The following is a 25,064-nucleotide window of genomic DNA, read 5'->3' as shown; positions in this document are numbered from 1 at the left end:
TGGCGCCATCGCGGGCAAGCCCGCTCCCACAGGTTTTGCGCAGATCCCTGTAGGAGCTGGCTTGCCAGCGATGACGATCTGACGGTCACCACTGCGCGCGATGTGAACCCAAATCAGTTGCTGGCAATGTCCATTGCAAAGGTGTTCCCGTCATCTTGAGCGGCGCATGCAAGCGATGCGCCGGCCCCCACGGCGTCTGCTCCACGATCAAACCCTGATCCTGCGCATCTTCCCCGCGCAAAGCCTCATCCGGCCCCGGTCCAGACTCGATCAACAACTTCGCCGTGCGCGCCAACGACAATCGCGCCGAGCCTCCAGCACCGTCGTTCAACCGCTGCGCCAGCAACCGGATCGCACTGGCCGCCATCAAATACCCGGTGGCGTGATCGAGGGCCTGCACGGGCAGTGGTGTCGGCTTGTCGGCACCTTTGCAGCGCATGCCGGCTTCGGCGATGCCGCTGCTCATCTGCACCAGGCTGTCGAAGCCCCGACGGTTGTGCCAGGGGCCGCTCCAGCCGTAGGCATTGAGGCAAATATCAATCAAGTTCGGGTTCATGGACCGGCGCTCATTCACGCCGAAGCCAAGTCGCTCAAGGGCATCGGCACGATAGCCATGCAGCAGAATGTCGGCATCCTTGAGCAGGCATTCGAATACGCCGCGGTCGGTCTTGTCGTGCAGATCAAGACGCGCGCAGCGTTTTCCCAAGGTGACTTCCGGCACCACCCCCGGCTCGTTCCAGGTCGGCGGATCGATGCGCAGGACATCGGCGCCGAGGCCCGCCAGAAAGCGGCTGGCGACAGGGCCGGCGAGCACCCGGGTCAAGTCCAGCACCTTGATGCCGGCCAGTGGCCGAGCGATCGAGCCTGTCCACGGTGTGCGGCTTTGGCTTGAGTGGCTGGCAAATTGAACCAAGGGCTCGGCATTTACCGCCTGGCCCTGAGGATGGGTCTGCCATTGATCCCAAGTGCGCATTTCGGCGGCGCAACCACCGGCATCGACCACCGCTTGTTCCAGCTCGCTTTTCGCCCATAACGCCACTTTGCCGGCCATCGCTGCGCGGTCGGTACAGGCACCGAGCACGCGTTCGGCAGCGGCGCGGTGATGGGGCGCGTTGGTGTGCAGGCGAATCCAGCCATCGCGGGTGGCGTAGTCACCGGCCACCGGATCCCACAGTGGTGGAACGCTCCAGCCGAGCGGACGAATCGAGGTGGCGAACCAGAACGATGCCAGGCGCCGGTCAACTTCAAGGTCGGGCAGGTGCCCGGTTTGCTGGTGCAGCAGTTCGCTGGCGGCCTGGCCGGCGGCAGCGATGCTGGCGCAGGCCAGGTCCGTGACGGCAAACGCCGAGGGCAGGGCGCCGCTGGAGGTGAATGGAATCGGGGTGTGAGGCAAACCGAGTGCGGCTTGAATGGACGTGAGCAGATCAGTCATCGAAGGGCTCTCCGGAGCGAGAGGCCGAGCATAGACCAAAAAAACCGCAGTCCAGATGGATTCCTTTGTAGGAGCTGGCTGTCAGCGATGGCGGACTGGCTGAAAGACCGCTATCGCTGGCAAGCCAGCTCCTACAAGGGGCGGCGGGGTTATACGCGGAACTGATCCATCAACTTCATCTGGTGGGTGGTCAGGGCGTTGAGCTGGCTGCTGATCTGCGCCGACTCGGTGGCCTGGCCGGTCAGGGTTTCGGTGACGGTGCGGATCGCCGAGACGTTGCGGTTGACCTCTTCGGCCACCGCGCTTTGCTGCTCGGCGGCGCTGGCGATTTGCAGGTTCATGTCGCTGATCACGGTGACCGCGTCGCTGATCTTGCCCAAGGCCTGGACCGCCTGCTGGATCTGCCCGGCGTTGCTGTGGGCCTGGGTCTGGCTTGAATGCATGGTGGCGACCACGCCACGGGTGCCGGACTGGATGCGTTCGATCACCAGGCGAATTTCTTCCACCGAGTCCTGGGTACGCTTGGCCAGGTTGCGCACTTCATCGGCGACCACCGCAAAGCCACGACCGCTTTCACCGGCGCGGGCCGCTTCGATCGCTGCGTTGAGGGCCAGCAGGTTGGTTTGTTCGGCGATGCTGCGGATCACCTCCAGCACCGAGCCGATCTGCTCGCTGTTGACCGCCAGGGCTTCGACTTCGGTCACGGCCTTGCTGACTTCGTCGGCCAGTTGATTGATATCGCGGGTGCTGCGCTCGATGATCTGCATGCCATCGCGGGCCGACTGGTCGGCGCCTTTGGCTGCACTCGCCGCGTTGGATGCGCTGTTGGCGACATCGTGGGCGGTGGCGCTCATTTCGTTGGACGCGGTGGCGACCTGGTCGATTTCGCGGAACTGCACTTGCATGCCTTCGCTGGTCTGGCGGGCGATTTCCGACGACTGATCGGCCGTGCCACGGGCATCGGTGATGCTTTGCTTGATCTGCGCGATGGTCGGTTGCAGCTTGTCGAGGAAGCGGTTGAACCAGCTCACCAGTTCGCCCAGTTCGTCCTTCTTGCTGTAGTGCAGACGCTGGGTCAGGTCGCCGTCGCCACTGGCAATCGCCTTGAGCATGTCGGCCACGCTGTTGATCGGACGGGTCACGCCCGACGCGGTGAGCCACATCAGCAGCAGACCGAGCACACCGGCGATCACCGCCACCGACAAGGCCTTGATCGTGCCAATTTGCTGGGCATCGTCGAGCACCGCCTGCAGCTTCACCGAGTCGGCCAGCAGCACTTGCTTGGGCAGGTCGATCACCACGGCCCAGGCCTTGGCATCGGCGATCGGGCTGACCGGGTACACCGCACGGATCAGGTCGCCTTGCTGGAGAATCTTCGGTGCACCGCTGCCGAGCAATTGCAGGATGTCCTTGCCATCCGCACCCAGGGTGTCGCCGATGCTCTTGCCGACTTTGCCAGCATCGACACTGTAGGCGGCGAGCACGCCAGTGCCGGAAACGATGAGCATGTGCCCGGCACTGTTGAACAGGTCGCGCTGGGAGTCGACCGCCGCCGCTTGCAGGGCGTCGAGGGCGATGTCGATACCGACCACGCCGATGGACTTGCCGTCCACCAGCAGCGGAACGGAAATGGTGGTCATCAACACTTCCTTGTTGCCGACGGTATCGGCGTACGGGTCGAGCAGGCAGGTGCGCTTGCTGTCCCGCGGGCAGGTGTACCAGACGTTGTACGGCGTGCCGCTGAGGTTCAGGGTGGTCTTGGTCATGTCCTCTTCGACCATGATCGTGTTCAGCGTTTCGCCACCGGCACGGCTGAAGTAGGTGGCGAAACGACCGATTTCGTTGGACTGACGCGCGGCGTCATCGACGAACTCGCTGTCCTTGCCATCCAGGCCGTTGGGCTCGAACGCCAGCCAGATGCCCAGCACTTTGCCGTTGCGCTCGAAGGCGGTTTTCAGGCTCTGGTTCAACTCTTCACGCAACGCACCGGGCGCCATCTCGCGCTGGGTGGCCATGGTGCGCATGTCCTTGATCTGGTCGGCCAGGGCGGTCACCACCGTCAGGGTTTCGCCGAACGTCTTCTGCACCCGCACCGCTTGCTCGGCGGCCTTGGCCTGAAGCAGGTCCTGCACACTGGCGGTGAGCATCCTGCTGCTGGAATCGTTGACCAGGTCATCGTTCTGATTGGTCTGGTAAATGTTCATGCCCACTATCAAGGCGACTACGCCCAGCAGGCACAGACCGGACAGCAGGACGATTTTCAGGCGGATGGACAGTGAGTCGAACATAGGGCGAACTCGCGAATGGATGAAGTGTTGGCTGTGGGCCGTTGCGGCTCACTCGCTAAATCCATTTAGCGCCGATCAATGCACATCGGCGTGGCGTTGAGGTTACATGAGGGGCAACCCGACGAACGGTAGTGGTTGAACGTTTGCGCAGAAAAATGTGCCGGAAAGTGCTTTAAAACGAGGAAAAATCGCGGAGTTATTCAGGTGGCTTGCGGCAGTGATTCCGGCCTCGACCAGATCCACAGGTTGCCCAGCCCCATCCCGGCAATCGCCAGGTAAATCGGCCAGCCGTGATCGAGCATCACCAGCATCAGACCGGCACACAACAGCATGCTGACCGTGGCGCTGATTTTTGCCCTACGCGCGATGATCTTGCCGTTGCGCCAGTTATGGAGGATGGGGCCGAACAGCCGGTGGTTTTCCAGCCAGGCACTCAGGCGCGGCGAGCTGCGGGTGGCGGCCCAGGCGGCCAGCAGGATGAACTCGGTGGTTGGCAGACCGGGAATGACGATCGCGATCAGGCCGATGCCCAGGCTGACGTAGGCGAGCAGGCCGAAGAGGAGGCGGGAGAGTTTTGAGGATGCGGGCATGGGCTCAAGGCGGCACGTGAGGAATCGAAATCTTGCAGGCTTACGAAGTCACCTGTGGGAGCGAGCTTGCTCGCGATAGCGGACTGACTTTCAAAAAACCTGTCGACTGATACTCCGCCATCGCGAGCAAGCTCGCTCCCACAGGGGCAGTGGTGTGTCAGGCAGCTTCGGTAGCGTAAGCCTGCTCCAGCAACACGGTAAAACGGTTGAACGCGTCGACGGCGCCTTTTTCCACTTCGGCTTCTTCCTGGGCGCTGAACTCAAGGCCGTCCAGGGTCTTGACGAAGCTCTTCCAGCCTTCCGCGCGGCCGCCGGCCGGTTCGCCGAGGTGACGGGCGCCAAAGGTTTCGCTCAGGCCGAGGCCGACGGCGCGCTTGATCAGGAAGGCGGCGCCGAGCTTGGAGCCTTCGGAGACGAAGATCCAGCCCAGGGCCTGGGCCTTGGTCGGGTTCTTCAGTGCACCGGCGACCGGCGCCGGTACGTCGGTGTCCAGGTCCGCCAGGTCGGCCTTGGCCGCGTCGGCACGGCAGCGGGCCGGCAGGTCCGGGACGATGGCGGTCAGTTCGGCATCGTTGTACAGCGAGACCAGTTCCGACTGGAACAGGTACTGCGCCACCACGAAGCGGGCGAAGTTGGCCTGGGTTTCAAAGGGGGAGTGGGCCTTGACCAAGGCATCGAGCTTGGTGTGCGGCTCGTTGGTGATCTGGTTCAAACGCTGGGAACGCAGGCTGGAGCGTTGTGCGGTGTCCTGGGTGGTCATGGCAATTCCTTGGGGGGAAGAAGAGGCGCTTGGTAACGAGACGAACAAGAAGGCGCCGGACAGTAAAAAATCCTCGCCGGACGGTTTCAATTCACCGCCCGGCGGGATGGCCGGATCAGATATCCCAGATCAGGTTGACCGCGAAGTTGCGACCCGGCTGGGTCAGGCGGTCGAGGTTGGCCGGCTGGGTCACCGAGGCTTCGCCGACGCTGTCGTAGCCGCGCACGTCATCCCACAGCCAGTACTTTTTGTCGGTCAGGTTGTAGACGCCGCCGCTGACGGTCACATCGTCGGTCACCTTGTAGAACGCGCTCAGGTCCAGGATGCCGAAGCCCGGGGTCTTGAACTGGGTGCTGGTGCCGTCCGGGGTCTTGAAGGTGCTGCTGTCGACGCGGTCCTTCTTCTTCACCAGCGTCCAGCTGAGCAAGCCACCGTAGGTGTCCTGGTCGTAGCCGAGGCCGAACACGCCGGTCAGCGGGTTGACGCTGTTGAGCGGCTCGCCCGAGTCGTCGTTGCGACCGTAGGCATAGGCCACCGAACCCTGGGTGTAGAGACCTTGCGGCGCACCGAAGACGTCGAGGTTCAGGCGACCCTTGACCTCGGCACCCTTGATGGTGGCGTGTTTGATGTTGTTGCTCTGGAACGTGGTCTCGGTGTAGCCCGGAGTGATGGCGTTCTCGTCGATGAAGTCTCGGTATTTGTTGTAGAACACGGCTACGTCAAACGAGCCCTGCTCGAAGTTGCCGCGCAAACCTGTCTCGTAGCTTTTGCTCTTTTCCGGTTCGAGGTCCGGATTAGGCGCGACCTTATAGCCGCCAGCGATGTTTTCGAAACGACCGTACAACGCCTTGGCGGTCGGGGTGCGGAAGCCTTCGGCGTACTGGCCGTACCAGGTGTAGTGGTCGTTGAAGCTATAGGTGGTGCCGAACTTCGGCGACAGGCGATGCCAGGTCTTGGTCTCGTCACTCACGCTGCCGTTGCGGCTCTGGTCGGCGGTGGCCAGGAACTCTTCGGTGATGTGCGGTTTGAGCTCGGTGTAGTCGTAGCGCGCACCGGGCAGGAAGGTCCAGTTGCCCCAACTGATCTGGTCCTGGGCGAACAGGCTGTAGCTATTGATGGTCGGGTCTGGGAAATCACTGGCGGGTGTCAGTGTGTCGGTGGCGCTAGGGGCACCAATGACCCGGCAGGATCCGGCTACGGTCAGGCAGGTGCCGGAACCGGTACGCAGGCCGGTGATTTTGTCCTGCTTGATGGTGGTGCCATAGGTGACGAGGTGCTCGGTGTCGGCGATGGCAAACGACTTGTCAGCCTGGGCATCGAATACCCATTGGCGATCCTTGTAGTTGGTATCGCGGTTACGCAGCACGGTTCGTGACGGCGGCGCGTAGATTTCCTCGGTGCTCTGGTCGGTCTTGGCGATCTGGTAGTTCAGCGTCCACTTGATGTTGTCAGCCAGTGCGCTGTCCAGGCCGAAGCTGTGTTCCAGGCCAAAGCGTTCGCGGGTGATCGTGTCGTTACCGGTACGGGACTTGTAGTAGCCGAAACCGCGTCCGGCATTGAACGGGCCGCCCACTGCGCTCAATTGATTGGTGTCGCGGTCGTCCTTGTAATGCTCGTAGGTCAGGCCCAGGCGCGCGTCGTCGGCGTAATCCCAGCCCAGCTTGGCCAGCACGCTGGTGGTGCGAGCGTCCTGGGGGTTGGCCTCGGTACGGTTCAATCCGGTACCGCCGGTTTCGCCATAGGAATCTGTTTCATGACCGTTGCGCTGACTGAAGTGCAACAGGCCATCGAACTCGCCGGTGCGACCGGCGACGGTGCCGGACGTCAGCCAGCTTTCGTCGGCGGAGCTGTAGCCGGTTTTCAGGCGTGCGCCAACATCCTTGCCCGGTTTGATGATGTCGTCGGCGTCCAGCGTGTAGTAGCTGACGGCGCCGCCAATGGCATTGCTGCCGTAGAGAACGGAGGCCGGGCCGCGGAGGATTTCCACACGCTTGACGATTTCCGGGTCGACATAGTTGCGGTTGGTTTGGGCATAGGGGCCGTTGAAGAAACCGTCGGGCACCTGCACGCCATCGACCTGGGTCAGCACGCGGTCGCCATCGATGCCGCGAATGTTGTAACCAGTGATGCCGGCGCGCTGGCCTGCGCCACCTACCGATACACCGGGTTCGTAGCGCACCAGTTCCTTGATGGTATTGACGTTGTTGCGGTCCAGATCTTCTCGCGAGTAGACAGAGACCGTGCTCGGCACGCTGCTCACGGACTGTTCGTTACGGGTGGCGCTGATGGTCACCTGATCCAGATTGAGGGCGCTGCCGACACTGCGCTTTTCCAGCACGATGCTGTTATTGCCCAGTTTGCGATAGCTCAGGTTGGTCCCCACCAACAGGCGATCCAGGGCTTTTTCCGGCGACAGGGAACCGCGTACGCCCGGCGAGGCCACACCCTGCGCCAGCTCCGACGACACACCGACCTGCCAGCCCGTCACGGCGGTAAAGGCATTGAGTGCCGACACCAGTGACTGCTGGGGAATGGCGAACGCGTAGTCGCCCATTTTGCGGGTCGACGGTTCGGCGGCGGTGGCGGCCATCAGCGGTGCGGTGCCGGCCATCAGGATGGCAGCGGTCAGCAGCGACAGCACGCGGGAAGGTGAAGGGGCTGGGCGGGTGAGGCGAGAGGACATCGATAGCGCTCCGTGTCGCACGAATCTTTATAGGTGCTGATTGGCATCCTGAGATGCGAATCAATTGCATTGGCTATAACGAGACGTACGGGATTTGCCTATCGAGTAAAAATAATTCTCATTCAGTTCAAGATGACCAGCGCCGGGAATTCCTGCAGCCGGGCCGAGGTAATGTGGGCCAGGGAGCGAACCACGTCCAGCGGCTGATCGAGGCGATAGTTGCCGGTCACGGTGACGTCGGCCAGTTGTTCGTTGTTGTTGATGATCCAGCCCGGGTAGTAGCGGCGCAGTTCGGCCAGCACCTGGTTCAACGGGCAGTTCTCGAAAACCAGGCGCCCCTGGACCCACGCCAGCTCGGTGGCGGCATCCAGCTTGGCCGGGCGGTCGAAGCCGTTGGGGCCGATGCGAATGCTTTCCCCGGCGGACAGGCGCACCCGCGCATCGTCACGGGTGGCCCGCAAGTCGACATCCCCGCGTTGCACCCGCACTTGCGCCACGCCATCGAGGTAGCGCACGGCAAACGCGGTATCGCGAACGGTGGCCGTGACCGGGCCGGCGTCGATTTCCAATGGCTGGCCGCGATTGGCCTGCACTTCGAAAAACGCTTCGCCCTGATACAGGCGGGCAACACGTTGTTGATCGTTGATGGTGCTCGAGAACGCCGAATTGGTATTGAGCAGGACCCCGGAACCGTCCTCCAGTTGCAGGCGCTGGCGCTCGCCGACCACGGTCAGGTGATCGGCCTGCAGGCGCATCGGCAAGTTGCTGAAACTGAACAGGCCGAGCAGCAGCACGGCGGCAGTGGCCAGCGGTTTCCAGTGCGGGCGCAGGCGAGTGAGGACGGTGATTTTCGCGGGACGGGCAGCCAGGCTTTGCGCGCATTTCGCCACTTGCGGGCCGTCCCAGATCGCCTGGGCCTTGGCGAAGGCCTGGGCATTGAGCGGGTCGGCATCGAGCCAGACATGGAATTGGCGGGTCTGCTCCTCGTCGGGACTGCCGAGCACGATCAGCCAGTCCAGGGCCTGGTCCATCGCGCTAGCGGAGTCCTGCGCCGATGAAGGCTCAGGGGAGCGGTGGTTGTCCGTCACGGTGTTTCCTCGGCAGTGTCTGTGCACGGCTGTTTTTTTTAGTGAAACGTAAAAAGTGGGCCAAGGGTAGCAAAGCCCGATGACCAGCGCAGTCGGTCAAGGTCAGCGCAAGATCCTGGCGCTCAATTGGCGTTCAGGCGTTCGGCAACCCCGATGCAGATCGACATGATCAATTTGAGTTCTTTCTGCACGGTACTGAGGGACACACTCAACTCGTCGGCGATTTCCTGGTAGCTGTGTCCGTGCAGGCGGCTGAGGATGAAAATCCGCTGTTGGCGGTCGCTGAGTTCACTGAGGCTCACGTTCAGGCGCTCCAGCAATTGTTCGGCATGGGCGGCGTCTTCGGCGCTGCTGGTGGGGGCGGCGATGCTGTGCACCACCTCCTGCGGCACGTCGTCGACCATGGTGCGCGAGTGGATGCGCCGCGCGCGCAGATGGTCCAGCGCCAGGTTGCGCGCCGTCTGGAAAACAAAGGGCTCGAGATGATCGATGGCCCGTTCGCTCAATGCACGGGTCACCCGCAGGTAGGTTTCCTGCAGGAGGTCTTCAGCGGTACTGTGATTGTTGACCATCCGTTCCAGCGTACGCAGCAGGGAGGTGCGCTGGGTGAGGAAAACGTGATTGAAGCGCGACTGACTCACGGGAGGACCTGATCCATTTCGAGCGAATGATAATGCTTATCATCCACCCGAGTGGTCAAGTATTGATTTGTGAAGGTTTAAGCGCGTCCCTGCAAATAGCTCGCGTAATCGGGAATCCGATGGCTGTGCGCCTGGTCCATCAACGGGCTGCTGATGAGGTAGTCGGCGCTGCATTCGTTGCACGCCACCGGGATGTTCCAGACCGCCGCGACCCGCAGCAACGCCTTGATATCCGGGTCGTGGGGCTGGGGTTCGAACGGGTCCCAGAAAAACACCAGCATGTCGACCCGTTGCTCGGCGATCTGCGCACCGAGCTGTTGGTCGCCGCCCAGCGGACCACTGATCATGCTCTGCACGGGCAGGTCGAGGCGTTGTTGCAACAACAACCCCGTGGTGCCGGTGGCGACCAGATCATGCCGGGCCAGTTTGTCTTTTTGCCGTTCGGCCCAGTCCAGCAGGAACACCTTGCAGTGGTCATGGGCAACCAGGGCGATACGCTTGCGCGCCGCCAGGGTCTTTTGCGTAAAGCTGATGCCGATCATGGGTTGTTCCACAGGCGATTTGCGCGGGTGATTGCGAGGACGCCATCGCCAGCAAGCCGGCTCCTACAAGGTTGACGATTTCTGTAGGAGCCGGCTTGCCGGCGATGGCGATTTTGCAGACGCAGAATTACTCGGCGTTGCACAGCGCCAGGCAGTTATCGAGCATGCGGTTGGAGAAGCCCCACTCGTTGTCATACCAGGCCAGGACCTTGAGCAGCTTGCCGCTGGATTTGGTGTGGTTGGCGTCGAAGATCGACGACAGCGGGTTGTGGTTGAAGTCGCTGGAGACCAGCGGCAGGGTGTTGTAGCCAAGGATCTTCGAGTGCTGGCTGGCGGCTTTCATCAGCGCATTGACTTCCTCTGCGCTGGCTTCTTTTTTCAGCTGCACGGTCAGGTCCACCAGCGACACGTTGATCACCGGTACGCGTACGGCCATGCCGGTCAGCTTGCCCGCCAGTTCCGGCAGCACCAGGCCGACGGCTTCGGCGGCACCGGTCTTGCTCGGGATCATGTTCTGGGTGGCCGAGCGGGCACGGTACGGGTCGCTGTGGTAGACGTCGGTCAGGTTCTGGTCGTTGGTGTAGGCGTGAATGGTGGTCATCAGGCCGCTTTCGATGCCCAGTTCGCGATGCAGCACCTGGGCCACCGGGGCCAGGCAGTTGGTGGTGCACGACGCATTGGAGATGATCTGGTGCGATTGGCGCAGAATGTCGTGGTTCACCCCGTAAACCACGGTGGCGTCGGCGCCTTTGGCCGGGGCCGAGATGATCACTTTGCGCGCGCCCGCCGTAATATGCGCGGCGGCCTTGGCCCGGTCGGTGAACAGACCGGTGCATTCGAACACCACATCAATCTTTTCCGCGGCCCAGGGCAGGTCGGCCGGGTTGCGAATGGCACTGACCGAAATGCGGTCGCCGTTGACCGTCAGGCTCTCCTGGTCGTGCTGAACATCGGCATCGAACGTGCCATGAACGGTGTCGTACTTGAGTAGATGAGCATTGATCGCGCTGTCGCCCAGGTCGTTGATGGCGACGATCTGCAGATCCTGACGGTAACCCTGGGTATAGAGTGCGCGCAGAACATTACGGCCGATGCGGCCAAAGCCATTGATTGCGATTCGAAGAGTCATATGTCTGCGCTACCGTCGTTTTGTTGTTGGAATTACAAGATTATTCGCAAAAAAATAGAAAACAAGCCTTTTTAATGGCAATATTTTGTTCAATCTACAACGAGTGACCTGAATCAACTGGTCCAACCGATCAAGAAAACCGTCTGTCATCCCATCGACACCGGCCTCTGATCAGCATAGACAATCAGGTCGCCACATCCGTTAGCCTGGAGTTCTACACATGCATCCCCGCGTCCTTGAGGTCACCGAACGGCTTATCGCCCGCAGCCGCGCCACGCGTGAGGCTTACCTTGCATTGATTCGCGGTGCAGCCAGCGACGGTCCGATGCGCGGCCAGCTGCAATGCGCCAACTTCGCCCATGGCGTGGCCGGTTGCGGCAGCGACGACAAGCACAGCCTGCGGATGATGAATTCCGCGAACATCGCGATAGTTTCGTCATATAACGACATGCTCTCGGCGCACCAGCCGTACGAAGTCTTCCCGGAGCTGATCAAGAAGGCCCTGCGCGAGATCGGCTCCGTCGGTCAGTTCGCCGGCGGCACACCGGCCATGTGCGATGGCGTGACCCAGGGCGAGCCAGGCATGGAACTGAGCCTGCCGAGCCGCGAAGTGATTGCCTTGTCCACGGCCGTGGCGCTGTCCCACAACATGTTCGACGGCGCGCTGATGCTCGGCATCTGCGACAAGATCGTGCCGGGCCTGATGATGGGCGCACTGCGCTTCGGCCATCTGCCGATGATCTTCGTGCCGGGCGGGCCGATGGTCTCGGGCATTTCCAACAAGCAGAAAGCCGATGTGCGGCAGAAGTACGCCGAAGGCAAGGCGACCCGCGAAGAGCTGCTGGAATCGGAAATGAAGTCCTACCACAGCCCTGGCACCTGCACCTTCTACGGCACCGCCAACACCAACCAGTTGCTGATGGAAGTCATGGGCCTGCACCTGCCGGGCGCTTCCTTCGTCAACCCGAACACTCCGCTGCGTGACGCCCTTACCCGCGAAGCTGCACATCAGGTCACGCGTTTGACCAAGCAGAACGGTGACTACATCCCGATCGGTGAAATCGTCGACGAGCGTTCGCTGGTCAACTCGATTGTCGCGCTGCACGCCACCGGTGGCTCGACCAACCACACCCTGCACATGCCGGCCATCGCCATGGCGGCGGGCATTCAGTTGACCTGGCAGGACATGGCCGACCTCTCCGAAGTCGTGCCGACCCTGAGCCACGTCTACCCGAACGGCAAAGCCGACATCAACCACTTCCAGGCGGCGGGCGGCATGTCGTTCCTGATCCGCGAACTGCTGGAAGCCGGATTGCTCCACGAAAACGTCAACACGGTGATGGGCCACGGCCTGAGCCGCTACACCCAGGAGCCGTTCCTCGACAATGGCCAGTTGGTCTGGCGCGAAGGCGTGACCGACAGCCTCGATGAAAGCATCCTGCGCCCAGTCGCCCGTGCGTTCTCGGCAGAGGGTGGCCTGCGGGTGATGGAAGGCAACCTCGGTCGCGGCGTGATGAAGGTTTCGGCCGTGGCACTGGAAAACCAGGTCGTCGAAGCACCGGCCATGGTGTTCCAGGATCAGCAGGACCTGGCCGATGCGTTCAAGGCCGGTTTGCTGGAGAAGGATTTTGTCGCGGTGATGCGCTTCCAGGGCCCGCGCTCCAACGGCATGCCGGAACTGCACAAGATGACGCCGTTCCTCGGCGTGCTGCAGGATCGCGGCTTCAAGGTGGCGCTGGTGACCGACGGACGCATGTCCGGCGCGTCGGGGAAAATCCCGGCGGCCATCCACGTCAGCCCCGAAGCTTATGTCGGTGGCGCTTTGGCACGGGTGCAAGAGGGCGATATCATCCGCGTCGATGGCGTCAAAGGCACCCTGGAGCTTAAGGTGGACGCCGAAGAATTCGCAGCGCGCACACCGGCCAAAGGCCTGTTGGGTAACAACATCGGCACCGGTCGCGAGCTGTTCGGTTTCATGCGCATGGCCTTCAGCTCGGCGGAGCAGGGCGCCAGCGCCTTCACTTCTGCCCTGGAGACGCTTAATTGAAACTGGCTTTGGTCGGTGACATCGGTGGGACCAACGCACGTTTCGCGTTGTGGAAAAACCAGCAACTGGAAAGCGTCCAGGTGCTGGCGACGGCCGACCATGCCAGCCCGGAGGAGGCGATCAGCCTCTACCTGAACGGGCTCGGTCTGGCGCCAGGTTCGATCGGTTCGGTGTGCCTGTCGGTGGCCGGTCCCGTCAGCGGTGATGAATTCAAGTTCACCAACAATCATTGGCGCCTGAGTCGCAAGGGCTTTTGCCAGACCTTGCAGGTCGATCAGCTATTGCTGGTCAACGACTTCTCGGCCATGGCCCTGGGCATGACCCGTTTGCAGCCCGGCGAATTTCGCGTGGTCTGCGAGGGCACGCCGGAGCCGTTGCGCCCGGCGGTGGTGATTGGCCCGGGCACAGGCCTGGGTGTCGGTACTTTGCTCGATCTGGGCGAGGGCCGGTTTGCCGCGTTGCCGGGGGAGGGCGGTCACGTCGATTTGCCGTTGAGCAGCCCGCGGGAAACTCAACTGTGGCAACACATCTTCAACGAGATCGGTCATGTCAGCGCCGAAACCGCCCTGAGCGGCGGCGGCTTGCCGCGTGTCTACCGGGCGATCTGCGCGGTGGACGGGCACGCACCGGTGCTCGACACACCGGAAGCCATCACCGCTGCCGGGCTGGCGGGCGACCCGATCGCCGTGGAAGTGCTTGAGCAGTTCTGCTGCTGGCTCGGCCGCGTGGCCGGCAACAACGTGCTGACCAGCGGTGGGCGCGGGGGCGTGTACATCGTTGGCGGGGTGATTCCACGCTTTGCCGATTTCTTCCTCGAAAGCGGTTTCGCTCGCTGCTTTGCCGACAAGGGCTGCATGAGCGATTACTTCAAGGGGATTCCGGTGTGGCTGGTGACGGCGCCGTATTCCGGATTGATGGGTGCGGGTGTGGCGCTCGAACAGGCTTGAGATCGAGTCGCCTTCATCGCTGGCAAGCCAGCTCCCACAGGTTTGCGGTGTTCTCTGTGGGAGCTGGCTTGCCAGCGATGGGGCCGGAACAGGCAACAACTATCCAAGGTTCATCAGGCATAATCGGCCCCAATTCCAACAACAAGGACGCCGCCCCGTGAGCTCAGTCAACAAGTCGATTTTGTTGGTCGATGACGATCAAGAGATACGCGAGTTGCTGGACACCTACCTGACCCGCGCCGGGTTTCAGGTGCGTGCCACCGCCGATGGCGCCGGCTTTCGCCAGGCGCTGAACGAGGTGTCGGCCGACCTGGTGATCCTTGACGTGATGCTGCCCGACGAAGACGGCTTCAGCCTGTGCCGCTGGATTCGCCAGCATCCACGCCAGGCGCAAGTGCCGATCATCATGCTCACCGCCAGTTCCGACGAAGCCGATCGTGTCATCGGCCTGGAGTTGGGTGCCGACGATTACCTCGGCAAGCCGTTCAGCCCGCGAGAGTTGCAGGCACGGATCAAGGCGTTGCTGCGACGCGCGCAGTTCGGCCAGGAACGTAACGGCGGTGAGGTGCTGGCCTTCGATGACTGGCGCCTGGACATGGTCAGCCATCGGCTGTTCCACATCGACGGCGAAGAAGTGATTCTCTCGGGCGCCGACTTCGCCCTGCTGAAACTGTTCCTCGATCACCCGCAGGAAATCCTCGACCGCGACACCATTGGCAACGCCACCCGAGGGCGGGACTTGATGCCGCTCGACCGCATTGTCGATATGGCGGTCAGTCGTTTGCGCCAGCGCCTGCGCGACACGGAAAAACCGCCACGGCTGATTCGTACCGTGCGCGGCAGCGGCTACCAACTGGCAGCCAATGTGGTTGCCGGCAATGGTCACTGAGTCTTTGCGCAAGCTCGCCGCCAGGGTGCCAATGCCGCGTTCGCTGCTCGGGCGGATGTTGCTGTTGACCTTGCTGGCCGTGCTGTTCGCCCAGGCGTTGTCGAGTGTGATCTGGGTGTCGCAGCTGCGCGCCACGCAGCTCGAAGGCCTGGTCACCAGTGCCCGCAGCCTGGCTCATTCGATGACGGCCAGCGTCAGTTATTTCCGTTCCTTGCCGGTGGCGTTTCGGCCCCTGGTGCTCGACCAGTTGCGCAGCATGGGCGGCACCCGGTTCGTGGTGACGCTCAACGACAAACCCCTGGGCATGGAAGTGCTGCCCATCACCCCGCGCAAAGAAGCGGTGCTCAAAGCGGTGGACGAAGTGCTGCGCCAGTCCCTCGGCCAGGACACGGACATCTCGGTGACCTTCGTCAGCCCGGAAGACCTGCGCATCTTCAATGGCGGCCTGAAGCTCGATGAGTTGCCGCGCTCCTGGGCGCACTACGCGCTGACGCTGGAGCCGGTGAACCCGCCGGTATTGGTCACGCAGATCCAGATGGCGCCGGGCGAATGGCTGTACATCGCCTCGCTGCTGCCCGAGCCCTACACCAGTCTCGAAGAGCAGGGCCTGCCGGCACAGCAGGTGTGGTTCATCGTCCTCACCAGCGGCTTTTTGCTGTTGTTCATCGGCCTGCTGGTGCACTGGCAGAGTCGTCCGCTCAAGCGCCTGGCGCGGGCCGCGCGGGATCTGTCGCTGGGGGCTGACGTGGAGCCGGTGGCCGAAGGCGGCGGCAGCGAAGTGGTCGAGGTCGGGCGCGCTTTCAACACCATGCGCGAGCGCATCAGCCGTTACCTCACCGAGCGCAGCCAATTGTTCAGCGCGATTTCCCATGACTTGCGCACGCCGATCACCCGTTTGCGCCTGCGGGTCGAACTGCTTGAAGACGAAACACTGCAAACCAAGTTCGGCCGCGATCTGGACGAGCTCGAATTGCTGGTCAAGGGTGCGCTGCAATGCGTGAAGGACACCGACATCCACGAGAACATCGAGCCGGTGGATCTCAATCATGTGCTCGACTGCCTGGTGGAACCGTACCTTGCGCCCCACGGCAACGGTCGCGTGACCCAGCGAGGGCGGGCACTGGCGGCGTACCCGGGCAAACCGCTGGCGCTCAAGCGCTGCATCGGCAACCTGATCGACAATGCACTGAAGTACGGGCAGAACGCGCACCTGCACATCGATGACGACGAAAGCGCGTTCATCCTGCATGTCGATGATGAAGGGCCGGGTGTGCCGGAGCAGCGCCTGGAGCAAGTGTTCGAACCGCACTTCCGCCTGGCCGGTCAGCAGCAGGGTTATGGGTTGGGGCTGGGGATTGCCCGCAACATTGCTCATAGCCATGGGGGTGAGGTCAGCTTGCAAAATTTGCGTGAGGGCGGGTTGCGGGTGACCCTGCAGCTTCCCCGCAGTGTTGAATAGGTATTGCGCGTTATCGTTCATCGCGGGCAAGCCCGCTCCCACAAGGTTTTGTGTCGACCGATATATTGTGATCGACTCAAAACCTGTGGGAGCGGGCTTGCCCGCGATGGCGTCAGATCATTCACCCTATCCCTTCGACAAATGTCACAGCTCGGTGACATAACCCACCCCCTTCGTTACAAGCCCGCCTTCGTCCGTTGTTTATGCTGCCCCTCAGTCATAACAACAAAAAAAGGTACGCCATGGACACCTTCCAACCCGCCTTCAGCAGTTGGCTGAACGCACCTGCCCATCAGCAATGGCTCGCCGCCGAAGGCTTGCGCCTGCTGGCGTTTGCCAAGGCTTCGAAGCTGCCTGAAGGTTTCGGTAATCTCGACGAACGCGGCCATCTGCCGCCTGATGCGCAAGCCCAGACCATGAACACCGCGCGCATGACCCACAGCTTCGCCATGGCTCACATTCAAGGCTTGCCGGGTTTTGCCGAACTGGTCGATCACGGCGTTGCCGCCCTGCGCGGTCCGTTGCGCGATGCGGTCCACGGCGGCTGGTTCGCCACTGCCGAACACCGCGATGGCAACACCGGCAAGAACGCCTACCTGCATGCCTTCGTCGCGCTGGCCGCCAGTTCGGCGCTGGTCGCACAGCGTGCCGGTGCGCAAGCCTTGCTCGAAGACGCAATCGACATCATCGACACCTACTTCTGGAGCGAGGAGGAGGGCACCCTGCGCGAATCCTTCAATCGCGACTGGAGCGAGGAGGAAGCCTATCGCGGCGCCAACAGCAACATGCACGCCACCGAAGCCTTCCTCGCCCTTGCCGATGTCACCGACGACAGCCGCTGGCTGAGCCGAGCCCAGCGGATTGTCGAGCGAGTGATCCATGGTCACGCCGCTGCCAACGACTACCTGGTCATCGAGCATTTCGACCGCAACTGGCAGCCGCTGCGCGACTACAACCATGACAACCCGGCGGACGGTTTCCGCCCCTACGGCACCACCCCGGGCCACGGTTTCGAATGGGCGCGGCTGTTGCTGCACCTCGAAGCTTCACGGGTGAGAGCGGGGATGCTCACGCCGGGCTGGCTGATCACCGACGCGCAAAAACTCTTCGAGCACAATTGCCGCCACGGCTGGAACATCGATGGCGCGCCGGGGATCGTCTACACCCTGGACTGGGACAACAAAGCGGTGGTCCGCCATCGCCTGCACTGGACCCATTGCGAAGCCAGCGCCGCCGCCAGTGCCTTGCTCAAGCGTACCGGTGAAGAGCAATACGAACACTGGTACCGACTGTTCTGGGAATTCTGTGACAGTCATTTCATCGACCGTTGCGATGGCAGCTGGTATCACGAACTCGATCCGCAAAACCGCCCGAGTGCCGATATCTGGCCCGGCAAACCGGACCTTTACCACGCCTGGCAAGCCGTGCTGATTCCGCGCCTGGCGCTGGCACCGAGCATGGCAACAGCGCTGGCGCAGTTGTCCCAGAGCGGTTCTATGTAACCATGCGGTGACATTCGCGCATCCCTTCGTTACCTGCGAGGGGATGACCCCTGTTTAGAATCCCATGCAGCGCAAGCAACAGACTTGCATGCATAACAACAAGAAAGGTGCTCCTAGATGAATGCGATTTCTCGCCTCGCTACTGTCATTTCTCTCGCTTCCCTGTCTGCACTCCCTCTCAGTGTCCTGGCCGCCGAATCCAAAGGTTCCGTTGAAGTCGTTCACTGGTGGACTTCCGGTGGTGAAAAGGCAGCGGTCGATGTCCTGAAGGCTCAAGTCGAAAAAGACGGCTTCACCTGGAAGGACGGCGCAGTCGCCGGTGGCGGTGGTTCCACGGCCATGACCGTACTCAAGAGTCGCGCCGTAGCCGGCAACCCGCCGGGCGTTGCCCAGATCAAAGGCCCGGACATCCAGGAGTGGGGCAGCACCGGCCTGCTCAGCACCGACGCGCTGAAAGAAGTCTCCAAGTCGGAAAACTGGGATGGCCTGCTGTCGAAGAAAGTCTCCGACACCGTCAAGTACGAAGGCGACTACGTGGCCGTGCCGGTGAACATCCACCGCGTCAACTGGCTGTGGATCAATCCGGAAGTGTTCAAGAAAGCCGGGATCGAAAAAGCCCCGACCACCCTCGAAGAATTCTACGCCGCCGGCGACAAGCTCAAGGCCGCCGGCTTCATCGCGCTCGCCCACGGTGGCCAGCCTTGGCAGGACAGCACCGTGTTCGAAGACGTGGTGCTCTCGGTCATGGGCGCTGACGGCTACAAGAAAGCCCTGGTCGACCTGGACCAGAAAACCCTGTCCGGCGCGGAGATGACCAAGTCGTTCGCCGAGCTGAAAAAGATCACCGGCTACATGGACCCGAACCGCGCCGGTCGTGACTGGAACATCGCTGCCGCCGACGTCATCAACGGCAAGGCCGGCATGCAGATGATGGGCGACTGGGCGAAGAGCGAGTGGACCGCGGCGAAGAAAGTCGCCGGCAAGGACTACCAGTGCGTGCCGTTCCCGGGCACCGAAAAAGCCTTCACCTACAACATCGACTCCCTGGCGGTGTTCAAGCTCAAGGCCGATCGCAAGGGTGACATCGCTGCCCAGCAAGACCTGGCCAAGGTCGCATTGGGCACCGACTTCCAGAAAGTCTTCAGCATGAACAAGGGTTCGATCCCTGTGCGTAACGACATGCTCAATGAAATGGACAAGCTCGGCTTCGACGAGTGCGCGCAGAAGGCGGCGAAGGACTTCATCGCGGACGACAAGACCGGCGGCCTGCAACCGAGCATGGCGCACAACATGGCCACTTCCCTGGCCGTGCAGGGCGCGATCTTCGACGTGGTCACCAACTTCATGAACGACAAGGACGCAGACCCGGCCAAGGCCAGCGCCCAACTGGCTTCGGCTGTCAAAGCTGCCCAGTAATCTCAAGGTCGCCGCGGGCCCGCCCTGCGGCAATTATCGATGATCTGCCAATTGTAGGAGCCGGCTTGCTGGCGATAGCGGTGTACCTGACACACCGTGTCGCCGGTTTCGCCAGCAAGCCGGCTCCTACAGGTTTGATCTTCATTTCTAACACTGGATTATCCCGATGAGCTCTGTGGCGGTTTTCAGCAAAGCCTCACCGTTCGATGCGCTGCAACGCTGGCTACCCAAGTTGGTACTCGCGCCGAGCATGCTGATCGTGTTGGTTGGTTTCTACGGTTACATCATCTGGACGTTCATTCTGTCCTTTACCAACTCCAGCTTCATGCCGAGCTACAAGTGGGTCGGCCTGCAGCAATACATGCGCCTGATGGACAACGACCGCTGGTGGGTCGCGAGCAAGAACCTCGCGCTGTTCGGCGGCATGTTCATCGGCATCAGCCTGGTGCTGGGCGTGTTCCTCGCCGTGCTGCTGGACCAGCGCATTCGCAAGGAAGGCTTCATCCGCACTGTCTACCTGTACCCGATGGCGCTGTCGATGATCGTCACCGGTACCGCGTGGAAATGGCTGCTCAACCCAGGCCTGGGCCTGGACAAGATGCTGCGTGACTGGGGCTGGGAAGGCTTCCGTCTCGATTGGCTGGTGGATCAGGATCGCGTCGTCTACTGCCTGGTGATCGCCGCCGTGTGGCAAGCCTCCGGGTTTGTCATGGCGATGTTCCTCGCCGGCCTGCGCGGTGTCGATCAATCGATCATCCGTGCCGCGCAAGTCGATGGTGCGAGCCTGCCGACCATCTACCTGAAGATCGTTTTGCCGAGCCTGCGCCCGGTGTTCTTCAGTGCCTTCATGATCCTCGCGCACATCGCGATCAAGAGCTTCGACCTGGTCGCGGCGATGACCGCGGGCGGTCCGGGCTACTCGTCCGACCTGCCGGCGATGTTCATGTACTCCTTCACCTTCAGCCGAGGCCAAATGGGCATCGGTTCGGCCAGCGCCATGCTGATGCTCGGCGCCGTGCTGACCATCCTCGTGCCGTACCTGTACTCCGAGCTGCGAGGCAAACGCCATGACTAATCAACTCGGAAAACCATCCCTGAGTTTCAGCCGCATCGCCATCTACGCCACCCTGCTGCTGGCAGCGGCGGTGTACCTGATCCCGTTGATCGTGATGCTGCTGACCAGCTTCAAATCCCCGGAAGACATCCGCACCGGCAACCTGCTGAGCTGGCCGACCGTGATCGACAGCATCGGCTGGATCAAGGCCTGGGACAGTGTTGGCAGCTACTTCTGGAACTCGGTGAAAATCACCGTGCCGGCGGTTTTGATCTCCACGTTCATCGGTGCCATGAACGGCTATGTGCTGTCGATGTGGCGCTTCCGCGGTTCGCAGCTGTTCTTCGGTCTGCTGCTGTTCGGCTGCTTCCTGCCGTTCCAGACCGTGCTGCTGCCAGCCTCGTTCACTCTCGGCAAGATCGGCCTGGCCAACACCACCACGGGCCTGGTGCTGGTGCATGTGGTCTACGGCCTGGCGTTCACCACGCTGTTCTTCCGCAACTACTACGTGAGCATTCCGGATGCGCTGGTCAAGGCCGCACGGCTCGATGGCGCGGGCTTCTTCACGATCTTCCTGAAGATCCTGCTGCCGATGTCGATCCCGATCGTGATGGTCTGCCTGATCTGGCAGTTCACCCAGATCTGGAACGACTTCCTGTTCGGCGTGGTGTTCGCCAGTGGCGATGCCCAGCCGATAACCGTGGCCCTGAACAACCTGGTCAACACCAGCACCGGGGCCAAGGAATACAACGTTGATATGGCTGCCGCGATGATCGCCGGGCTGCCGACACTGCTGGTCTACATATTCGCTGGCAAGTATTTCCTGCGTGGGCTGACGTCCGGCGCGGTCAAGGGGTAGAAACATGGCAACTCTCGAATTACGCAACGTCAACAAGACTTACGGCCCGGGCCTGCCGGACACCCTGAAAAACATCGAACTGAAAATCGATGACGGTGAGTTCCTGATCCTGGTCGGCCCGTCGGGCTGTGGTAAATCCACGCTGATGAACTGCATCGCCGGCCTGGAAACCATCAGCGGCGGCGCGATCCTGGTGGATGACGCCGACATCAGCGGCATGAGCCCCAAGGATCGCGACATCGCCATGGTGTTCCAGTCCTACGCGCTGTACCCGACCATGAGCGTGCGCGACAACATCGCCTTCGGCCTGAAGATCCGCAAAATGCCGACCGCCGAAATCGACGAAGAGGTCGCTCGGGTTTCCAAGCTGTTGCAGATCGAACACCTGCTCAGCCGCAAGCCCGGCCAGCTCTCCGGCGGCCAGCAGCAGCGTGTGGCGATGGGCCGTGCCCTGGCGCGGCGGCCGAAGATTTACCTGTTCGACGAACCACTGTCCAACCTCGACGCCAAGCTGCGGGTCGAGATGCGCACCGAAATGAAACTGATGCACCAGCGCCTGAAAACCACCACGGTCTACGTGACCCACGACCAGATCGAAGCCATGACCCTGGGCGACAAGGTGGCGGTGATGAAGGACGGGATCATCCAGCAGTTCGGCACGCCGAAAGACATCTACAACAACCCGGCCAACCTGTTCGTGGCGAGCTTCATCGGTTCGCCGCCGATGAACTTCATCCCGCTGCGCCTGCAGCGCAAGGACGGTCGCCTGCTGGCGCTGCTCGACAGCGGCCAGGCTCGCTGCGAACTGCCGCTGGGCATGCAGGACGCCGGTCTTGAAGACCGCGAAGTGATCCTCGGTATGCGCCCGGAGCAGATCATCCTGGCCAACGGCGAAGCGAACGGTTTGCCGACCATTCGTGCCGAAGTCCAGGTCACTGAACCGACAGGTCCCGACACTCTGGTTTTCGTCAACCTCAACGACACCAAGGTCTGCTGCCGCCTGGCACCGGACGTGGCGCCGGCGGTGGGCGAGACCCTGACCCTGCAATTCGATCCGGCGAAAGTGCTGCTGTTCGATGCGAAAACGGGTGAGCGACTGGGGGTCGCTGGTGTAGCGAAAACCGAATCACACGCTGCCAACGTCGCCCAATTCAAAGGCCGCTGAAGATCAAGAAATGTGGGAGCGAGCCTGCTCGCGATGGACGTCAACGATGACACTGGAAACCTGATACCCCACGGTGTTCTCAGGTTTCTCGCGAGCAGGCTCGCTCCTACAGGGGGACATGTGGCGGATGGATTGTTATCCGTCGCAACTGATGTAACCGCGTTAAAGAAGAAAAGTTAATAACAATAAAACGAGGAAGTAGGGATGAAGATGAAGAACAAGGCCCGGTTGATCTGCCAGGTTTCAGCAGCGGCAGCACTGGTTCTGGCCGGCAATGCGATGGCCGATGAGGCGTTCAGCTCCGACTCCAAATGGATGACGGGCGACTGGGGTGGCGAGCGTACCAAGCTGATCGAGCAAGGCATCGACATCAAGATGGATTACGTCGGCGAAGTCGGCGGCAACCTCAACGGCGGTTTCAACGATGACAAGACCGCGCGCTACGCCGACCAGTTTGGCCTGGGCGCAGCGCTCGACCTGGAGAAACTGTTCGGCTGGGATAACACCCAGGCCAAGATCCAGCTCACCAACCGTAATGGTGAAAACATCTCCAACGACCGTATCGGCGACCCGCGTGCCGGCACCCTGAGCTCCTCCCAGGAAGTCTACGGTCGTGGCCACATGGTGCGTCTGACCCAGTTGTGGATTCAGCACCAGTTCTTCGACAACAAACTCGACGTCAAGGCCGGTTACTTCGGTGAAGGCGAAGACTTCAACACCTTCCCGTGCGAATTCCAGAACCTGGCGTTCTGCGGCTCGCAGGTGGGTAACTGGGCCACCAACATCTGGTACAACTGGCCGGTCAGCCAGGCGGCGATCCGCGTGAAGTACAACATCAATGACGAGCTCTACGCTCAGATCGGTGCGTACAACCAGAACCCGACGCAACTGGAACACGGTAACGGCTTCAAGCTCAGCGGCAGCGGCACCGAGGGCACCGTGTTGCCGGTCGAGCTGGTGTGGTCGCCGAAGGTCAACAGCCTGCCGGGCGAATACCGTGTCGGTTACTACAAAAGTACCGCCAATGCCGACGACGTTCTCGAGGACGACAACGGCCAGAACGCAGCGACCAGCGGCAACCCTTATCGTGTCCACGACAGCAAGCACGGCTACTGGTTCGTCGCGCAGCAGCAGCTGACCAGCCACAACGGCGACGCTTCCCGCGGTCTGAACATCGCCGCCAACGCCACTTTCCACGACAAGGACACCAACTTCATCGACAACTACCAGTCGCTGATGTTTGTCTACAAAGGCCCGTTCGACGCGCGTCCGAAGGATGACGTGGGCATCGGTTTCGCCCGTATCCATGTCAACGATGACGTGAAGAAAAACGCCGAGTTGGTCAATGCCTCCAACGGAGTTTCGGATTACGACAATCCGGTGTTCTCGCCGATTCGCGAAACCGAATACAACTACGAGATCAACTACGGCTTCCACGTGACCAACTGGCTGACCGTACGTCCCAACCTGCAATACATCACGCACCCCGGTGGTGTGGATGAAGTCGATAACGCGCTGGTGGCCGGCCTGAAAATTCAGTCGGTGTTCTGACGCGTCTGCGATAAGCTTCTCTCCATGTGCGCATATTTGCGGACAGCCATGGCTGTCCGCTTTTTTTTGCGAGGGCTAACAAGACATGTTGTGTCGAACGCAACTGTGCACAACCGTATGAGTTCACCCATGTTTTTCAGGACCGTGGCACATGCTTGAGCATCCGCTACAACGCTTCTTCAAATCCTTGCGCGAACGTCCGGTGTTTGCGTGGGAGCGCTATCAGATGCGCGATGTGCTGGTGATCGATCATCCGCTTTGTCAGGCGGTGTTCAGTCGGCAGGGCGCGCAGTTGCTGCACTTCCAGCCCAAGGGCCAGAAACCCTGGTTGTGGTGCGCGGCGAAGTGGCCACAGGTCGGCGCCATTCGTGGTGGCGTGCCGGTGTGCTGGCCGTGGTATGGCCGGCATCCGAGCGAAAACGCCTGGCCGTCCCATGGTTGGGCACGCCTGCTGGATTGGAAGCTGATCGACAGCAGTAGCGACGACGATGGCGTGCGTTTGCACTGGCAACTGAAGCTATGCGACTGGCAGGTCGATCTGCACGCGCACCTGGGTGAACGCATGGAGCTGCGCCTGAGCACCGAGCATCAGGACGACATGCCGTGCCAGTTGAGCCAGGCTTTACATGCTTACTGGCGTATTGGCGATGTCAGTGAGATAGCGCTGTCTGGGCTCGAAGGCGCGCAGGGTTACGACCAGTTGAGCCGGCAGGTCTGTCAGCAGGAAGGCGAACTGCGCGTGGACGGCGGATGCCAGCGGGTGTTCCAGCACGACGGCGAATTGCAGCTCAACGACCATGCCTGGGATCGGGCGTTGTGCATCGATACCGGGGATACGGCCGATACGGTGGTGTGGCATCCCGGCTCGCGGCCGTTGCTTGGGGTGACCTGGAACGAGATATCCGAATTCGTCTGTGTGGAAGCGGCGAGTGGTGGCACCGACAGCCTGTGCCTGAAGCCGGGGGAGCGGGCGCATTTGAGTTTGCAGGCGCGGGTGGGGGCTTAGATTTGTGCTGTTGCTG

General features: G+C 61.6%; 20 protein-coding genes and 1 pseudogene. 11 read left to right on the top strand and 10 right to left on the bottom strand.

Going from position 1 to position 25,064, the window contains the following annotated elements; translation table 11 throughout:
• Window positions 1-85: 85 nt before the first annotated feature.
• The 10 genes and pseudogenes from AB4O16_RS10145 to gap all read right to left on the bottom strand — a co-directional run bounded on the left by AB4O16_RS10145 (window position 86) and on the right by gap (window position 11,153).
• Window positions 86-1,432, bottom strand: coding sequence for a CoA transferase (locus AB4O16_RS10145; RefSeq protein WP_460157646.1), 1,347 nt, complete (start codon window positions 1,430-1,432; stop codon window positions 86-88).
• A 149-nt stretch (window positions 1,433-1,581) separates the two neighbouring features.
• Window positions 1,582-2,337, bottom strand: coding sequence for a methyl-accepting chemotaxis protein (locus AB4O16_RS10140; RefSeq protein ID WP_371926002.1), 756 nt, complete (start codon window positions 2,335-2,337; stop codon window positions 1,582-1,584).
• 102 nt (window positions 2,338-2,439) lie between these two features.
• Window positions 2,440-3,429, bottom strand: a pseudogene (locus AB4O16_RS10135) (methyl-accepting chemotaxis protein); the annotation flags it as partial.
• Between the two features lie 491 nt (window positions 3,430-3,920).
• The gene (locus AB4O16_RS10130; RefSeq protein ID WP_460157645.1) at window positions 3,921-4,310 is read right to left on the bottom strand and encodes a YbaN family protein; all 390 of its coding nucleotides are present in this window, start codon (window positions 4,308-4,310) and stop codon (window positions 3,921-3,923) included.
• A 157-nt stretch (window positions 4,311-4,467) separates the two neighbouring features.
• Entirely contained in the window at window positions 4,468-5,070 is a 603-nt protein-coding gene (locus AB4O16_RS10125) for a biliverdin-producing heme oxygenase (RefSeq protein ID WP_460157644.1), read from the bottom strand.
• Between the two features lie 115 nt (window positions 5,071-5,185).
• Window positions 5,186-7,753 (bottom strand): TonB-dependent receptor, encoded by a 2,568-nt coding sequence (locus AB4O16_RS10120; RefSeq protein ID WP_460157643.1) that lies wholly within the window; start codon window positions 7,751-7,753, stop codon window positions 5,186-5,188.
• Window positions 7,754-7,875: 122 nt separating this feature from the next.
• Complete coding sequence (locus AB4O16_RS10115) at window positions 7,876-8,841, bottom strand: FecR family protein (RefSeq protein ID WP_460157642.1); 966 nt, start codon at window positions 8,839-8,841, stop codon at window positions 7,876-7,878.
• Between the two features lie 122 nt (window positions 8,842-8,963).
• Window positions 8,964-9,482: an RNA polymerase sigma factor gene (locus tag AB4O16_RS10110; RefSeq protein WP_460157641.1), complete on the bottom strand. Its 519-nt coding sequence runs from the start codon at window positions 9,480-9,482 to the stop codon at window positions 8,964-8,966.
• A 77-nt stretch (window positions 9,483-9,559) separates the two neighbouring features.
• Window positions 9,560-10,024, bottom strand: a complete 465-nt coding sequence (locus tag AB4O16_RS10105; RefSeq protein ID WP_160389186.1) for a methylglyoxal synthase — start codon at window positions 10,022-10,024, stop codon at window positions 9,560-9,562.
• Between the two features lie 127 nt (window positions 10,025-10,151).
• Window positions 10,152-11,153, bottom strand: coding sequence for a type I glyceraldehyde-3-phosphate dehydrogenase (gene gap / locus AB4O16_RS10100; RefSeq protein ID WP_160389185.1), 1,002 nt, complete (start codon window positions 11,151-11,153; stop codon window positions 10,152-10,154).
• A 220-nt stretch (window positions 11,154-11,373) separates the two neighbouring features.
• Here gap and edd point away from each other — a divergent pair, with 220 nt between their 5' ends.
• The 11 genes from edd to AB4O16_RS10045 all read left to right on the top strand — a co-directional run bounded on the left by edd (window position 11,374) and on the right by AB4O16_RS10045 (window position 25,048).
• Window positions 11,374-13,200 carry a phosphogluconate dehydratase gene (gene edd / locus AB4O16_RS10095; protein WP_160389184.1) on the top strand — a complete coding sequence of 609 codons (1,827 nt, stop codon included), beginning with the start codon at window positions 11,374-11,376 and terminating at the stop codon, window positions 13,198-13,200.
• A complete protein-coding gene (locus AB4O16_RS10090) occupies window positions 13,197-14,147 on the top strand; it encodes a glucokinase (protein WP_460157640.1) in 951 nt (316 codons plus the stop codon). The genes edd and AB4O16_RS10090 overlap by 4 nt, the downstream gene beginning before the upstream one ends.
• Window positions 14,148-14,304: 157 nt before the next feature.
• Window positions 14,305-15,036, top strand: coding sequence for a response regulator (locus AB4O16_RS10085; RefSeq protein ID WP_460157639.1), 732 nt, complete (start codon window positions 14,305-14,307; stop codon window positions 15,034-15,036).
• A 31-nt stretch (window positions 15,037-15,067) separates the two neighbouring features.
• Window positions 15,068-16,495 carry an ATP-binding protein gene (locus AB4O16_RS10080; RefSeq protein ID WP_218575240.1) on the top strand — a complete coding sequence of 476 codons (1,428 nt, stop codon included), beginning with the start codon at window positions 15,068-15,070 and terminating at the stop codon, window positions 16,493-16,495.
• Between the two features lie 242 nt (window positions 16,496-16,737).
• On the top strand, window positions 16,738-17,997 hold the full coding sequence (locus AB4O16_RS10075; protein ID WP_460157638.1) for a D-mannose isomerase: 1,260 nt from the start codon (window positions 16,738-16,740) through the stop codon (window positions 17,995-17,997).
• A gap of 117 nt (window positions 17,998-18,114) precedes the next feature.
• The gene (locus AB4O16_RS10070; RefSeq protein WP_160389179.1) at window positions 18,115-19,413 is read left to right on the top strand and encodes an ABC transporter substrate-binding protein; all 1,299 of its coding nucleotides are present in this window, start codon (window positions 18,115-18,117) and stop codon (window positions 19,411-19,413) included.
• 166 nt (window positions 19,414-19,579) lie between these two features.
• Window positions 19,580-20,488: a carbohydrate ABC transporter permease gene (locus tag AB4O16_RS10065; RefSeq protein ID WP_008032969.1), complete on the top strand. Its 909-nt coding sequence runs from the start codon at window positions 19,580-19,582 to the stop codon at window positions 20,486-20,488.
• A complete protein-coding gene (locus tag AB4O16_RS10060) occupies window positions 20,481-21,326 on the top strand; it encodes a carbohydrate ABC transporter permease (protein WP_460157637.1) in 846 nt (281 codons plus the stop codon). Before AB4O16_RS10065 ends, AB4O16_RS10060 begins: the two co-directional genes overlap by 8 nt.
• A gap of 4 nt (window positions 21,327-21,330) precedes the next feature.
• Window positions 21,331-22,491 (top strand): ABC transporter ATP-binding protein, encoded by a 1,161-nt coding sequence (locus AB4O16_RS10055; RefSeq protein ID WP_160389177.1) that lies wholly within the window; start codon window positions 21,331-21,333, stop codon window positions 22,489-22,491.
• Window positions 22,492-22,695: 204 nt separating this feature from the next.
• A complete protein-coding gene (locus AB4O16_RS10050) occupies window positions 22,696-24,042 on the top strand; it encodes a carbohydrate porin (RefSeq protein WP_160389176.1) in 1,347 nt (448 codons plus the stop codon).
• Window positions 24,043-24,193: 151 nt separating this feature from the next.
• Complete coding sequence (locus AB4O16_RS10045; protein ID WP_460157636.1) at window positions 24,194-25,048, top strand: D-hexose-6-phosphate mutarotase; 855 nt, start codon at window positions 24,194-24,196, stop codon at window positions 25,046-25,048.
• The last annotated feature ends 16 nt before the right edge of the window (window positions 25,049-25,064 follow it).

Source organism: Pseudomonas sp. S2_H10, assembly GCF_054668285.1.
Note: the sequence above shows the minus strand (reverse complement) of the source record. Positions and strands in the feature narration are given on the sequence as shown.